Genomic DNA, 14,770 nt, shown 5'->3' with positions numbered 1-14,770 from the left:
GCAGTTTGCTGTCAAGTTCTGCAAGAACCGCGTAAGTGCGGCGTTAGCACCGGGGCCGATAGTGCGTGCATAAAAATATTTTTCACTTGCCAGTGATTACAAAAAATAACAGGAGGCCAGAGCATGGCAAGCACGCATCCGGCCCCTGTGCCGATGACACGCGAGGAGGTGCGCGTGATCTTCGCCTCGTCGCTGGGCACCGTGTTCGAGTGGTACGACTTCTACCTCTACGGTGCGCTGGCCACCATCCTGGCCCGCCAGTACTTCAGTGCACTCGATAGCGGGTCTGCTTTTCTGTTTGCGCTGCTGGCGTTTGCGGCGGGGTTCGTTGTGCGGCCTTTTGGCGCCCTGCTGTTTGGCCGCCTGGGCGATTTGATCGGGCGTAAATACACCTTTCTGGTCACCATCCTCATCATGGGTCTGGCCACCTTCGCCGTGGGGCTGCTGCCTTCCTACGACAGCATTGGTGTGGCGGCGCCGGTGGTGCTGATGGGGCTGCGCCTGCTGCAGGGCCTGGCACTGGGGGGTGAATACGGCGGCGCCGCCGTGTACGTGGCCGAGCACGCACCGCAGGGCCGCCGAGGCATCTACACCGCCTGGATACAGACCACCGCCACGCTGGGCCTGCTGATGGCTTTGCTGGTGGTGATGGGCACGCGCACGGTGTTGGGCGAGCACGATTTTTCGGACTGGGGCTGGCGCATTCCGTTCCTGGTCTCCATCGTGCTGCTGGGCATTTCGGTATGGATTCGGCTGGCGCTGGCTGAAACACCGGCCTTCCAGCGCATGAAGGCGCGCGGGCGCGGGTCGCGCGCACCGGTGGCTGAATCGTTTGGCCAGTGGAAGAACCTGAAGCTGGCCTTGCTGGCGCTGGGTGGGCTGACGGCGGGGCAGGCGGTGGTCTGGTACACGGGGCAGTTTTATGCGCTGTTCTTCCTGACCCAGCAGCTGCAGGTAGACGCCACGGCTGCGCAGCTCATGCTGGCGGTGGCGCTGCTGCTGGGTACACCGTTCTTCATCGTGTTTGGCGCGCTGTCAGACCGCGTGGGCCGCAAGCCCGTCATTCTGCTGGGCTGCGCTTTGGCTGCGGCCACGTATTTCCCTGTTTTCCAGGCGCTGTCGGTGGCGGCCAACCCGGCGCTGGCCGCCGCCCAGGAACGCAGCCAGGTCGTGGTGGTGGCCGATCCGGCCGACTGCTCCTTCCAGTTCAACCCCACCGGCGCTGCGCGTTTCACCAGCCCGTGCGACAGGGCCAAGCAGGTGCTGGCAGCGCATTCGGTGCACTATGCGAACGAGGCGCAGTCGGTCGATGGCAGCGCCCTGGTACGGATTGGCCCCATGGAAATCGTCCTGCAATCCAGCGCGGGCCAGAGCGCCGCCGAAACGCGCAAGCGCGACAGGGCCTTCCACGAGGCCGTGGCCGCTGCCCTGGCCGCGCAGGGCTACCCTCGCCAGGCCGACCCCGAGGCCATGAATCGGCCCATGGTGGTGGCCCTTCTTTTCTACCTGATGCTGCTGGTGACCATGGTCTACGGTCCCATTGCCGCGGCGCTGGCCGAGATGTTCCCCACACGCATCCGCTACACCTCGATGAGCCTGCCGTACCACATCGGCAACGGCTGGTTTGGCGGGCTGCTGCCGCCCATGGCGTTTGCCATCGTGGCGCAGACGGGAGACATTTACAGCGGGCTGTGGTACCCGGTGCTTATCGCCGGGGCCACGGTGGTGATCGGTGCGCTCGGCCTGCGTGAAACGCGCGGGATAGACATGTATGCCGACGATTGACGGCGACCCAGGCCATCAGCGGCGGAAGTGTCCGTCCGGTCCAATGATCGACAGGTCGGAAAAATCCAGGCCCGAATGGTCGTCTGCGGTGTAGCTCAGCGAGAGGCCGCCCAGGTCGAACTTGCGGAACGACTCCAGCGCATCGTGCAGGCGGGCGCGTGTGGGGTTGGGGCCGGCGCGGCGCAGCGCTTCAACCAGTACCTTGGCGTTGGTAAAGCCTTCCAGCATGGCGGGCGTGAGGTCGATCTTGGCCTCACGCGCCAGTGTGGCGGCCTCCCGCACCAGCGGGTAGGTGACGGAGCGCTCTGAGGGGAACACCTGCGTCACCACCACGCCGCGTGAGTGCTCGCCCAGGGCCTTGACGAAGCCGCCCGAGGCGTTGTTCGACAGCGTGACGATCTGCCCCGTCACACCTGCGGCGCGCAGCGCCTTGATGCCGTCCACTACCGCCGACCCGGTGCCGATGAAAATCACCGCCTGCGGGTTCTGCTGGGCGACCTGGGGCGCCATGGCGCTGAAGTCGGGCTTGGCGCGGTCAAACTTCTCGACAAACAGGGCCTTCTGCTGGTTCTCCTGAAAGCCGGCCAATGCACCGGCCAGGGCGTCGGCGCCAAAGGTGTCGTCCACGTGGACGACGCCAATGCGCTGCACCCCCAGCGTGGCCAGGTGGCCAATGGCCTTTTTCACCTCGCGTTGGTAGGGGGCGCGTACGTTGAATATGTATTTCTGCACCGGCCGGTGCAGCACCATGGCCCCGGTGGAGGGACCGATCAGCGGTACCCCCGATTCGTCCAGCAGCCCGATGATCCCCTGGGTGTGCGGTGTGCCGCGCGTCATGAACAGTGCCAGCACATTCTTGTCCGTGATCAGCGTGCGCGCATTGGCCAGCGTGAGCTTGGGGTCGAACTGGTCGTCGAGCGTCAGGATTTCGACCTTCTGCCCACCCACCCCGCCTTTGGCATTGACATGGTTGATATAGAGCGCCGCACCCCCCATGGACTCCTTCACGGTAGCGGCGGCCGAACCGGTCACGCCCACGGTCTGTCCAATCAGCAACTGGGCATGGCTGGTGGTGCACAGGCCCAGCACCAGAAGGGCGCCTGCCCACAATGTTGACCAGGGTTTCATGGCAAATCCTCGCGTGTGAAGAGTAAGCCCCGAGTCTAAGCCGGTGCCCGGCAGAACCTGACCGCACTTTGCATGGGTAATCCAGATACGGCAGCAGGCCTGTTGCTTGCTCCCTAGAATGTTTGGCCTCACCCCCGAAAGACCGCTCCATGACCCAGGGACAGATCCGCATCCGCGGCGCGCGACAGCACAACCTCAAGGACCTGGATCTGGATATCCGGACCGGCGAACTCACGGTGGTTACCGGCCCCAGTGGCTCGGGCAAGTCCAGCCTGGTGTTCGACACCTTGTACGCCGAGGGCCAGCGCCGCTATGTGGAAACCTTCAGCGCCTATGCGCGGCAGTTTCTCGACCGCATGGACAAGCCCGCCGTGGACAAGGTGGAAGGCGTGCCTCCGGCCATCGCCATCGACCAGACCAACCCGGTGCGCAGTTCGCGCTCTACCGTGGGCACGATGACGGAGCTGAACGACCACCTCAAGCTGTTGTTTGCGCGGGCCGCCCAGCTGTTTGACCGCCAGACCGCCCAGCCCGTACGGCACGACTCTCCCGAGACCATCTACGCCGAGCTCCAGAGGCGCGCGCAAGCGGACGATCCCCGCCTAGTGGTGACGTTTCCGGTTGAACTTCCCGCCAACACCAGCGCCGAGCAACTGGCGCAGTGGTTGTCGGCCAGTGGCTTTACCAAAATCCAGGCAGAGCGTGACGTCGAGGGTGTGACGAGCGTAGCGCCGGGCCGCCCCAAGCAAGCGAGCGCCCCCTCGGGGGGCAGTGAACCCCACGCAGTGGGGAGCGTGGGGGCCGTCAAGATCCTCGACGTCGTGGCGGACCGCTTTCGTATCGGCACGGTGGAGAGTGCGCGCGCCATTGAGGCGATTGAAGTCGCCCTCAAGCGCGGCAGTGGGCGCATGAACGTGTACCGGCTCAGGGATGAAGACGCCCCCGAGGTGTGGAAATTCTCCACCGGCCTGCACTGCCCCGACAGCGATCTGCGCTACAGCGAACCGCTGCCGTCCATGTTCTCTTTCAATTCAGCGGCAGGGGCCTGTGACACCTGCCGGGGTTTTGGCCGCGTGATCGGGGTGGACTACGGCCTGGTCATTCCGGACGAGAAGAAGACGCTGCGCACGGGCGCGATCAAGGCCATCCAGACGCCGGCATGGAAAGAATGCCAGGATGACCTGATGCGCCATGCAGAAACCGCGGGCATCCCGCGCGATACCTCGTGGCACCGGCTGACCCCCGAGCAAAAGCACTGGGTGATCGAAGGCTCGCCCCACTGGAACGGCAAGTGGAACCAGCAGTGGTACGGTATCAAGCGTTTCTTTGAGTACCTGGAGACCAAGGCCTACAAGATGCACATCCGTGTGCTGCTGTCCAAGTACCGCAGCTACACGCCGTGCCCGGTGTGCGCAGGCGCGCGCCTCAAGACCGATAGCCTGCTCTGGCGCATCGGCAGCAAAGAGAACGCCGACACCGTGCTCGACCCCGCGAAACGCTTCATGCCCCAGGGCGTGCAGTGGACACGCGCGCAGCTCGAAGCCCTGCCAGGCCTGTGCCTGCACGACCTGATGCTGCTGCCCATCGACCGCCTGCGCCAGTTCTTCGAGCGTATGGCCGCGAGTGCGGACATGTTGAATGCTCCTGAAAAAATAGCTGGTGACGCTCTTTCTATGAGCGTTGCAGGCCATTTTGATAGAAAAGATACCGCCGCCACGGGAGAGGTCCAGGCGCTCAAGCTCCTGCACGGGGAAATCGGCACGCGCCTGAAATACCTCAGCGATGTGGGTATCGGCTACCTCACGCTGGACCGGCAAAGCCGCACGCTCTCGGGCGGCGAGGTGCAGCGCATCAACCTCACCACGGCGCTGGGCACTTCGCTGGTCAACACCTTGTTTGTGCTGGACGAGCCCAGCATCGGCCTGCACCCGCGTGACATGCACCGCATCACCCAGGCCATGCTGCGCCTGCGCGATGCGGGCAACACCCTGGTGGTGGTCGAGCACGACCCGGCCGTCATGCTGGCGGCCGACCGCGTGCTCGACTTTGGCCCCGGCCCCGGCGAGCGCGGCGGGTATATCGTGTTCGATGGCACGCCCGACGCGCTGCGCAGCGCCGACACGCTGACCGGCCAGTACCTGGGTGGGCGCAAACACGTGGGCCAGCCCTTTGCGCGCCGCGTGACGGATTCCACGCCACGCCTCATCCTCGAAGGCGCGCGCGAGCACAACCTGCAGAACGTGTCGGTCGAATTCCCGCTGCAGCGCCTCGTCACCGTGACGGGTGTCAGCGGCTCGGGCAAGTCCAGCCTGATCCAGGACGTACTGGCCCCGGCGCTCATGCGCCACTTTGGCAAGGCCACCGACACCCCGGGCGCACACGACCGCCTGCTGGGCGCCGACCACCTGAGCGACGTGGTGTTTGTCGACCAGTCGCCCATTGGCAAGACGGCGCGCTCCAACCCCGTCAGCTACGTGGGCGCGTGGGATGCCGTGCGGGAATTGTTCGCCTTGGCGCCGCTGGCCCGCCAGCGCGGCTACACCCAGACCAAGTTCAGCTTCAACAACGGCGACGGGCGTTGCCCCACCTGCGGCGGCTCGGGCTTCGAGCATGTGGAGATGCAGTTCCTCAGCGACGTCTACCTGCGCTGCCCCGACTGCGATGGCAAGCGCTACCGCCCCGAGATCCTTGAAGTGACCATTGAGCGCGGCGTGCGCCGTCTGAACGTGGCCGATGTGCTCGACCTCACGGTGAGCGAGGCCATCGCCCTGTTTGCGGGTGACCGCGATGTGCTGCGTGCGCTGCAGCCGATTGCCGAAGTGGGGCTGGAATACGTCAAGCTTGGCCAGCCCGTGCCCACGCTGTCGGGCGGCGAGGCCCAGCGCCTCAAGCTGGCCGGTTTTCTGGCCGAGGCGGCGCGCTCGCAGTCCAAGTCGCGCCAGACGCTGGCGCGCAAGGGCACGCTGTTCCTGTTCGACGAGCCCACCACGGGGCTGCACTTTGACGACATCGCCAAACTGATGCGCGCCTTTGGGCGGCTGCTCGATGCCGGGCATTCGCTCATCGTCATCGAGCACAACCTGGACGTGATTGGCGCCAGTGACTGGCTGATCGACCTGGGCCCCGAGGGCGGTGAAGCCGGGGGCTGGGTGGTGGCCCAGGGGTCGCCCGCCGATGTGCGCGAGCACCCCCACTCGCACACGGGCGCAGCCCTGCGCGATTACGCCCAGGCCATTGGTGCGGCAGGTGCCCCGGGCCATGCGGTGCACGAAAAAACGTCGCTGCTATTGAAAGAAGAGCTGGCGGCGCACTCCCTGAAAGCGCGAAAGGCCAAAAACAGCATAGAAATCATCAACGCCCGCGAACACAACCTGCGCTCTTTGAGCGTGGAGATCCCGCGCGGCCAATTCAACGTCATCACCGGCGTCAGCGGTTCGGGCAAGTCCACGCTGGCGTTCGACATTCTGTTCAACGAAGGCCAGCGCCGTTATCTCGAATCCCTCAACGCCTATGCGCGCTCCATCGTGCAACCCGCAGGGCGGCCCGAGGTGGATGCCGTCTACGGCATTCCGCCCACGGTAGCCATCGAGCAGCGCCTGAGCCGGGGCGGGCGCAAAAGCACCGTGGGCACCACCACCGAGGTCTGGCACTACCTGCGGCTGCTCTACGTCAAGCTGGGGGTGCAGCACTGCACGCGCGATGGCGCGGCGGTGCAGCCGCAAACGCCCGACGGCATTGCCGCGCAGTTGCTGAAGAACTTCCGGGGCCAGCACATCGGCCTGCTGGCCCCCCTGGTGGTGGCGCGCAAGGGCGTCTACACCGAGCTGGCCGACTGGGCGCGCCCGCGCGGCCACACCCACCTGCGGGTGGATGGCGAGTTTCTGCCCACCAGCGGCTTCCCGCGCCTGGACCGTTTCAAGGAACATTCCATCGAGCTGCCCGTGATGAGCCTGGACATCTCGCCCGCCACCGAGCCCCTGCTGCGCACGGCGCTGGCGCAGGCGCTCACGCATGGCAAGGGCGTGGTGCAGGTGCTCTCGCACCTGGACGGCCTGCGCGAAGCCATGGCGGCGGGCGCCTCCACGGCAGGCATCGGGCGTGTGCAGACGTTCTCGGCCAAACGCGCCTGCCCGGTGTGCGCTACCTCCTATGCCGAGCTGGACCCGCGCCTGTTCTCCTACAACAGCAAGCACGGCTGGTGCCCCGACTGCGTGGGCACCGGCGTCAAACTGACCAAAGAGCAGCGCAAGGTGTTCGATGATTCGGTGCTGGCCGACGACCAGAAAGGCCGTGAGCAAACTTTTGCCGAGCCCGAGGTGGACGACGTGCAGGATGCCGCCTGCCCCAGCTGCGAAGGCACGCGCCTCAATGCCACGGCACGCGCCGTGCGTTTTGGCGCCGATGCGGCCACGGGCCACCCGGGCTGGGCCATCACGGATATTGCGCGCCTGTCGGTCAGCGACATCCGCGCCTGGGTGCAGCAACTGGCGCTGAGCGGTCGCGAGGCGGACATCGCACGCGACCTCATCCCCGAGATCAAGGGCCGCCTCGCATTTCTGGAAGAAGTGGGCCTGGGCTACCTCACCCTCGACCGGGGCGCGCCCACGCTCAGCGGTGGCGAGGCCCAGCGCATCCGCCTGGCCGCGCAGCTGGGCAGCAACCTGCAAGGCGTGTGCTACGTGCTCGACGAGCCCACGATTGGCCTGCATGCGCGCGACAACCAGATTTTGCTGCGTGCCCTGCACCAGCTCAGCAGCAAGGGCAACACCCTGGTGGTGGTGGAGCACGACGAAGACACCATCCGCGCGGCCGACCATGTGATCGACATCGGCCCCGGCGCCGGCAAGCGCGGCGGCACGCTGGTGGCGCAAGGCACGGTGCAGGACGTGACCGCTGCCGAGCATTCACAAACGGGCCGCTACCTGCTGCACGCCATGCGCCATCCGCTGCAATTGCGCCGTGGCATGGAAGTGAATGCTCCTAAATTAATAGCTACTAGCGCTTTGCCAGAAAGCGCTGGAGGCCAAAAAGACCTTCAGTCCATCGGGCCCGCCCACTGGCTGGTGGTGCAGGGCGCGTACCTGCACAACCTGCACCAGGTGACGGCCCGCGTGCCGCTGCAGCGCCTGGTGGCGGTGACGGGCGTCAGCGGCTCGGGCAAATCCACGCTGGCGCGCGACGTGCTGCTGGCCAACGTGCAGGCCTGGGTGCAGCAGCGCAGTACCAAGGCCGGGCGCGATGCCATGGATGCGGGCAAGGCTCCTGCGCTGGTGGGTTGCTTGGGTTTATCGGGCTTCGAAACCATCGACCGCGTGCTCGAAGTGGACCAGACGCCGATTGGCAAAACGCCGCGCAGCTGCCCCGCCACCTATATCGGCTTCTGGGACATGGTGCGCAAGCTGTTCGCCGAAACCCTGGAGGCCAAGGCGCGCGGCTATGCCGCAGGGCGCTTCTCCTTCAACACCGGCGCGGGCCGCTGCGCCACCTGTGAGGGCCAGGGCATCCGCACCATCGCCATGAGCTTTCTGCCCGACGTGAAAGTGCCCTGCGAAGCCTGCCACGGCGCGCGCTTCAACCCCGAGACCCTGGCCGTCACCTGGCGCGGCAAGAGCATTGGCGACGTGCTGCAGATGGAGGTGGACGAGGCCGTCGCGTTCTTCGCCAGCATGCCCGCCATAGCGCACCCGCTGCAACTGCTCAAGGACGTGGGCCTGGGCTACCTCACGCTGGGCCAGCCCTCGCCTACCTTGAGCGGCGGCGAGGCGCAGCGTATCAAGCTCGTGACCGAACTCACCAAGGTGCGCGACGAAATAGGGCGGCGCGGCCAGAAGGCGCCACACACCTTCTATGTGCTGGATGAACCCACCGTGGGCCTGCACATGGCCGACGTGGACAAGCTCATCCGCGTGCTGCACCGGCTGGTCGATGGCGGGCACAGCGTGGTGGTCATCGAGCACGACCTTGATGTCATCGCCGAGGCCGACTGGGTCATCGACCTGGGCCCCGAAGGCGGGCGAGAAGGAGGACGCATCGTGGCCGCGACCACCCCCGAAGCCTTGGTGCGCCTGGGAACGCATACCGGTGTGGCGCTGGCGCCGGTGCTGGCGCGCTGAGCGGGCTGCTCCATCGCATTTTTTTATGGGTGGCCGAGCAACGTCAACTTTTTGGCGGAGTGATGTGCTTTGGGGATGTCAAAAATAATAGCTGCTGACGCTTGACCAATAAGTGTTAGAGGCCTATTTTTCTTGAAATTGCTCGCCCCCAGAAAGCGAGGGCTTTTCAGTCCGCCCGTGGTGCAAAGCGCCGCTGAAAATCGGCGATCAGCCCATTGAGGACAAAGGGATCGGTGCAGCTGTGGTGCATCCGCACCGCCAGCGGAATCAGCGTGCGCCCACCTTCGGCGTAACGCTGACCAAAATAGAAACTGCTCTGCCCCAGCGACTGGTCGGCCCGCCAGTGCAGCGTCAGGCCGGAAAACCGCAAATGGGGCAAATTACCCATGAAATGCGCGAGGCAATAGGCTTCCCTGGCGCAGGGCGGCAAGCCTGCGGGCGAGCGCGCCAGGGCGAGCATGTTGTGGTAGTTCTCCAGGAACGTCGGCAAATCCTGCTGGTAGGCGTTTTCCAGAACCAGATCTCGAAAGCGCACGTCGCCGCCGACGGCTACGGGGATAAAAATCGGTGGATTGCGCAAGACATACCAGTCGCCATTGACGCGGCGCAGGTTGAACGAGGGGTGTTGCGCCAGGGTCTGTGCGAGATGCCAGACCAAAAAGGCAAAAAAAGACGCCTGCTCGCTGTCCTGCGATAGCCCCTGGTACTGTGCAAAAGCGTTGCTGACATCCAGCTGCAAGGTCAGATCGATATGCGGGTTTTGCAGCACCGGTTCGCTGAAAAACGGCAGCGACCAGCCCAGCCATCCTGGCAATGAAGCGGGATCAATGGGCTCAGGAAGATACGACTCTGGGATGGGGGGCATGGTGGCAAGGCGTGCTGCGTAAGAAACGGGTTCTCACTGTATTGCCAACCTGCTGGCCCATGGCCCTGCCTACAGTACTGCGAACAGCTTTTCGCGCAACTCGGGCAGGCGTTTCTTGCCCGTGTTGTTGGTCTCCAGGGCGTGCGCCCAGGCAGGGTACACCTTGCGCAGCGCTTCGCTGCTCTGGCAGGCGAAGATGGCTTCGAGCAGCGAGATGCGGTTGTGGTGCCCAAAAATATTGTTGACCGTGTTGGTCATGAAGTTGCGCGCCATGTCCAGATCTTTGGTGCTGCGGGTTTCTGCGGCCGGTAGGCGGTTCAACTCGTCTTCGAATGGATCATGGGGGTGGCCTGCTGCGGCCGGCGCGGATGCAGATGCGGGCGCGGGTGCTGCTGCCCTACCTACGGCGGCAATGCACTCGCGTGTCAACAACTCGGTAAGGTGCACCTCGATGTCGTTGCCCGGCACAAAAGCCGCCAGGTCCTTGCCGCTGCGGTGCCCGTCCACCAGCACCAGCACACGCCTCGCCAGCGGCGTCAAACCCATCGCGCGCGCTTGAATTTCTTGTTGGCCTTCGGCGGTCTTGGCGTAGATACGGGAGAGCAGGGAAGCAGATAAATCGGGCATGGGGTTCGCAGACGCTTTCTTTCAGCTGGGGGCGCCAGATGTCACATAGTGTTTCTGCATCGCTTGATCTTGCTATTGGGGATTTCACTGAGGCGCCTCGTAATGCGCACAGCACCCAAAACTAGTGTTTTCCCTTGAGTTGCCACATCCCTGACTTGTTTGGGTGATTTCATCAGTTCACTGTAAGGAAGCGTGAACACAGTCGCTAACGCAAACCGACGGCACTGCCTGCGGGATGCGCGGGGGCAGTGCTTTTTTGCGCTGTGGATCTGTTCTCAAAAAAGAGGGGGTTTCATGAAGGAAGACAAAAGTAGTCACGCCTACTGGAAAGCCACGCTAAGCCTGCTAACCAGGATTCTGATCATCTGGTTTGTGGTGTCGTTTGGCGCGGGGATTCTGTTTGCCGATCTGCTCAATAGCATCAAGTTGGGCGGTTATCCATTGGGGTTCTGGTTTGCACAACAGGGCTCTATCTACATCTTCATTGCGCTGATTTTCTATTACGCCAAGAAGATGGGCGACATTGACCGCCAGTTCGACGTACACGAAGACTGAGGACTGAAATATGGAACTCCAAACCACCATTTATATTTTCGTCGGGTTGAGCTTTGCGCTCTACCTCGGCATCGCCGTATGGGCGCGTGCCGGATCGACGAGCGAGTTCTATGCAGCTGGCGGCAGCGTGCACCCCGTCACCAACGGTATGGCGACGGCCGCCGACTGGATGAGTGCTGCTTCGTTCATCTCCATGGCCGGCCTGATCTCCAACATGGGCTACGGCGGCGCGCTGTTCCTCATGGGCTGGACGGGCGGTTACGTGCTGCTGGCCATGCTGCTGGCGCCTTACCTGCGCAAGTTCGGCAAGTTCACGGTACCCCAGTTCATTGGTGATCGCTTTTACTCCAAGGGCGCCAGCACCATTGCTGTGATGTGCCTGCTGGTCGCCTCGCTGACCTACATCATTGGCCAGATGACAGGCGTTGGCATTGCATTTGCGCGATTCTTGGGCGTGTCCAGCGATACCGGCATTTACGTGGGCATGGCCATTGTGTTTGCCTACGCCGTGTTTGGCGGCATGAAGGGCATCACCTACACCCAGGTGGCGCAATACATCGTGCTGATCCTGGCCTATACCGTGCCTGCCGTGTTCATCTCGTTGCAGCTCACGGGCAACCCCATTCCCCAGCTGGGCTTGGGTTCCAACCTGGTGGACCATAACGTGTCTTTGCTGGCCACGCTCGACAAGGTCGTGACCGATCTGGGCTTTGGCAAGTACACGACGCAACTGCCCGGCAGCATGCTGAACATGTTCATGTACACACTGTCGCTGATGATTGGTACCGCTGGTTTGCCGCACGTCATCATGCGATTCTTTACCGTGCCTTCGGTGAAGGATGCACGTAGCTCGGCCGGTTGGGCGCTGATCTTCATTGCCATTTTGTACACCACGGCTCCTGCTGTGGCGGCCATGGCCAAGACCAACCTGATCCGCACGATCACGCCCGGCGTGGTGATGAACGATGCCGATCCGTTTGGCCCCGAAGCCAGCATCAAGTACGAAGCCCGTCCTGACTGGATGAAGCGCTGGGAGAAGACCGGTCTGCTGAAGTTTGCTGACAAAAACGGTGACGGCCGCATCCAGTACTACAACGACAAGACCAAGAACGCCGCCGTGCTCGACAAGGCTGCAGCTGCAGGCTGGAAAGGCAACGAATTGACCGTGAACGACGACATCATTGTGTTGGCCAATCCGGAAATCGCGCTGCTGCCTAACTGGGTGATCGCTTTGGTAGCTGCAGGTGGTTTGGCTGCGGCGCTGTCGACGGCTGCAGGTCTGCTGATGGCCATTTCCTCGGCCGTGTCGCATGACCTGATCAAGGGCGTGTTCAACCCCAGCATCAGCGAGAAGAACGAGCTGCTGGCGGGCAAGGTGTCCATGGCCGTGGCCATTGTGGTGGCTGGCTATCTGGGCCTGAATCCGCCCGGATTTGCGGCCGGTACTGTGGCCCTGGCCTTTGGTATTGCAGCCAGCTCGCTGTTCCCCGCCATCATGATGGGTATTTTCAGCAAGAAGATGAACAAGGAAGGCGCCATGGCCGGCATGCTGGCGGGCCTGTTCTTCACCTTGTTCTATGTGTTCGCACACAAGGGCGTGTTCTTCATCAAGGGCACGGAATACCTCGGCCTGATCGGTGGCGCCAACAGCTTCTTCGGTATCACGCCAGAAGCCATTGGTGCGGTTGGTGCCGGGGTGAACTTCCTGGTTGCCTTCCTGGTGGACAAGGTGACGGCACCGCCACCAGCGCATATCCAGGCCATGGTGGAGGCCGTGCGCATTCCCCGCGGCTCCAAGACGGTGTCGGGTGCGCACTAAGGCCTAGGCTGCGTGCAAGACCAGACTGCCGCCGCGCCTGCGCAGCGGCAGTCACAATAGGGGGCCCTGTCGGCTGTGCTGGCAGGGCTTTTTTTCTGAATACCGGGGTGGCACTGCAAGGCAGAGTGTCACCGCATCTGGGAGCCCTGCATGGTTTTTGATGTCAATGTCGCCTTGACGTGGATTCTGTATCTGGCGCTGTTCCCCATGGCGTATTTCTGGTTGCGCCGGGCCTGGCGCATCGTGGTGCGGCGTGATTTTTCCGAAGTGGCGCTCAAGCGTGGCGAATCACCGCCCAATCCCGAAAAATATGCGCCCTATGTCGTGGCAATCAACCTCGTTGCAGGGGGGGTGGCGTCCGTAGTGATCGTGACCGTGGCCATGGGCCTGTTTGACTACAACACCTGGTCTGCCATGGCCGGCAGCACCATCTGGTGCAAGTTTTTTCTGGATTTCGCCCTGTCACGCCAGGCGCACAACACCTTTTCCAAGGGTAAAGCCAAGGCTGAATCCAAGGTGCAACCCAAGGCTTGAATCCCGACCGCGCTGCCCGGTGCGTAAGACCTTGGTAAGTGCGGGGCGCACAATGGCAGCAGGAGGCGCTTAGACCTTCTTGCCAGGAGACCGTCGTGCTCAAAGGACTCGGCTCCCAACGCCTGGTTGCCCTGTTCACCGGCGGCTGGTTGCTTTTCAATTTTCCGCTGCTGGGCCTGTGGGACCGCGATGTGGTTCTGTGGGGAGTGCCGCTTTTCCCGCTGGCCCTGCTTGTGCTGTGGGCCGGCATCATTGCAGCGCTGGCCTGGTTGATGGAGCGCCCACAGGACCGCTTCGACGAGCGGCCTGAGGAGCGCGCGGGCATACCCCCGCCGCCAGAAGACCAGGGCTAGCCATGCTTTCGCCCTTTCTGGTCATCACGGCGTCCTTTGCCTACCTGTTGCTGTTGTTTGCAGTGGCCTACTGGGCCGATCGCCGTGCGCAGCAAGGCCGCTCTGTCATTGCCAATCCCTGGGTTTATGCGCTTTCGCTGGCGGTGTATTGCACGGCCTGGACCTACTTTGGCAGTGTGGGGCGCGCAGCGTCTGGGGGGGTCTGGTTTTTGCCGATCTACCTGGGTCCTACGCTGGTCATGGTGCTGGGCTGGATTGTGCTGCGCAAGATGGTGCGTATCGCCAAAACGTACCGCATCACGTCCATCGCCGACTTTATTGCCAGCCGCTATGGCAAAAGCCCGTTGTTGGCGGGTCTGGTGACCCTGATTGCCGTGGTGGGCATCGTGCCGTACATCGCCTTGCAGCTCAAGGCCGTTTCGGCCGGGTACACCTTGCTCACGGCCACCGACGGCGCCACGGCGATGCTGCCCTTGCACTGGAGCCAGGACAGTGCCTTCTATGTGGCGCTGGTGTTGGCCGGCTTTGCCATGGTGTTTGGTGCGCGGCACCTCGATACCACGGAGCGGCACGAGGGCATGGTGGCCGCCATTGCCTTTGAGTCGGTGGTCAAGCTGGTGGCGTTTCTGTCGGTGGGTTTTTTTGTGGTTTACAGCCTGTTTGATGGCCTGGAAGACCTGTTCGCCCGCGCGCAGGCGATTCCGGAACTGCAACAACTGTTGCGCCTGGAGCAAGGTGGGCAGTTTGCCTGGGCGCAGTGGTTCGGTCTGACGGTGCTGTCGATGTTCTCGGTGGTGTTTCTGCCCAGGCAGTTCCAGGTCATGGTGGTGGAGAACGTGCGCGAGACCCACCTGCGCCGCGCCGTCTGGGTGTTTCCGCTGTATCTGCTGCTGATCAATCTGTTCGTGCTGCCCATTGCCTTAGGCGGTCTGTTGTACTTTGGCCCGGGCCAGGCCAATGCGGAGAACTTTGTGCTGTCGCTGCCCCTGGC

The 14,770-nt window shown here is 63.3% G+C and carries 10 protein-coding genes; 7 read left to right on the top strand and 3 right to left on the bottom strand.

Going from position 1 to position 14,770, the window contains the following annotated elements:
* Positions 1 to 123 precede the first annotated feature (123 nt).
* Entirely contained in the window at positions 124 to 1,785 is a 1,662-nt protein-coding gene (locus ACYVOC_RS03160) for an MFS transporter (protein ID WP_461160849.1), read from the top strand.
* A 15-nt stretch (positions 1,786 to 1,800) separates the two neighbouring features.
* Here the strand turns inward: ACYVOC_RS03160 and ACYVOC_RS03155 are convergent, their stop codons facing one another.
* The gene (locus ACYVOC_RS03155; RefSeq protein ID WP_116004848.1) at positions 1,801 to 2,913 is read right to left on the bottom strand and encodes an ABC transporter substrate-binding protein; all 1,113 of its coding nucleotides are present in this window, start codon (positions 2,911 to 2,913) and stop codon (positions 1,801 to 1,803) included.
* Positions 2,914 to 3,062: 149 nt separating this feature from the next.
* Here ACYVOC_RS03155 and uvrA point away from each other — a divergent pair, with 149 nt between their 5' ends.
* Positions 3,063 to 9,026 carry an excinuclease ABC subunit UvrA gene (gene uvrA / locus ACYVOC_RS03150; RefSeq protein ID WP_461160848.1) on the top strand — a complete coding sequence of 1,988 codons (5,964 nt, stop codon included), beginning with the start codon at positions 3,063 to 3,065 and terminating at the stop codon, positions 9,024 to 9,026.
* A 166-nt stretch (positions 9,027 to 9,192) separates the two neighbouring features.
* Here uvrA and ACYVOC_RS03145 read toward each other — a convergent pair whose 3' ends face one another.
* On the bottom strand, positions 9,193 to 9,891 hold the full coding sequence (locus ACYVOC_RS03145) for a CatA-like O-acetyltransferase (protein ID WP_461160847.1): 699 nt from the start codon (positions 9,889 to 9,891) through the stop codon (positions 9,193 to 9,195).
* A 69-nt stretch (positions 9,892 to 9,960) separates the two neighbouring features.
* Positions 9,961 to 10,518 (bottom strand): hypothetical protein, encoded by a 558-nt coding sequence (locus tag ACYVOC_RS03140; protein WP_461160846.1) that lies wholly within the window; start codon positions 10,516 to 10,518, stop codon positions 9,961 to 9,963.
* A gap of 294 nt (positions 10,519 to 10,812) precedes the next feature.
* Here ACYVOC_RS03140 and ACYVOC_RS03135 point away from each other — a divergent pair, with 294 nt between their 5' ends.
* The 5 genes from ACYVOC_RS03135 to ACYVOC_RS03115 form a co-directional block, all read left to right on the top strand.
* Positions 10,813 to 11,073 (top strand): DUF4212 domain-containing protein, encoded by a 261-nt coding sequence (locus ACYVOC_RS03135; RefSeq protein ID WP_116004844.1) that lies wholly within the window; start codon positions 10,813 to 10,815, stop codon positions 11,071 to 11,073.
* Between the two features lie 10 nt (positions 11,074 to 11,083).
* Entirely contained in the window at positions 11,084 to 12,892 is a 1,809-nt protein-coding gene (locus ACYVOC_RS03130) for a sodium:solute symporter family protein (RefSeq protein ID WP_116004843.1), read from the top strand.
* A gap of 150 nt (positions 12,893 to 13,042) precedes the next feature.
* Positions 13,043 to 13,426: a hypothetical protein gene (locus ACYVOC_RS03125; protein WP_116004842.1), complete on the top strand. Its 384-nt coding sequence runs from the start codon at positions 13,043 to 13,045 to the stop codon at positions 13,424 to 13,426.
* A gap of 95 nt (positions 13,427 to 13,521) precedes the next feature.
* Positions 13,522 to 13,779, top strand: a complete 258-nt coding sequence (locus ACYVOC_RS03120) for a hypothetical protein (RefSeq protein WP_199562995.1) — start codon at positions 13,522 to 13,524, stop codon at positions 13,777 to 13,779.
* A 2-nt stretch (positions 13,780 to 13,781) separates the two neighbouring features.
* Positions 13,782 to 14,770, top strand: a 989-nt coding sequence (locus ACYVOC_RS03115; protein ID WP_461160845.1) for an SLC5/6 family protein, incomplete at its 3' end; no start/stop codon positions are given.

The sequence above is a fragment of the Simplicispira piscis genome (assembly GCF_054783455.1).
Note: the sequence above shows the minus strand (reverse complement) of the source record. Positions and strands in the feature narration are given on the sequence as shown.

Coding starts and splice junctions, on each gene's coding strand:
- ACYVOC_RS03160 (WP_461160849.1), top strand. CDS start 124: ATGGCAAGCACGCATCCGGCCCCTGTGCCGATGACACGCGAGGAGGTG.
- ACYVOC_RS03155 (WP_116004848.1), bottom strand. CDS start 2,913: ATGAAACCCTGGTCAACATTGTGGGCAGGCGCCCTTCTGGTGCTGGGC.
- uvrA (WP_461160848.1), top strand. CDS start 3,063: ATGACCCAGGGACAGATCCGCATCCGCGGCGCGCGACAGCACAACCTC.
- ACYVOC_RS03145 (WP_461160847.1), bottom strand. CDS start 9,891: ATGCCCCCCATCCCAGAGTCGTATCTTCCTGAGCCCATTGATCCCGCT.
- ACYVOC_RS03140 (WP_461160846.1), bottom strand. CDS start 10,518: ATGCCCGATTTATCTGCTTCCCTGCTCTCCCGTATCTACGCCAAGACC.
- ACYVOC_RS03135 (WP_116004844.1), top strand. CDS start 10,813: ATGAAGGAAGACAAAAGTAGTCACGCCTACTGGAAAGCCACGCTAAGC.
- ACYVOC_RS03130 (WP_116004843.1), top strand. CDS start 11,084: ATGGAACTCCAAACCACCATTTATATTTTCGTCGGGTTGAGCTTTGCG.
- ACYVOC_RS03125 (WP_116004842.1), top strand. CDS start 13,043: ATGGTTTTTGATGTCAATGTCGCCTTGACGTGGATTCTGTATCTGGCG.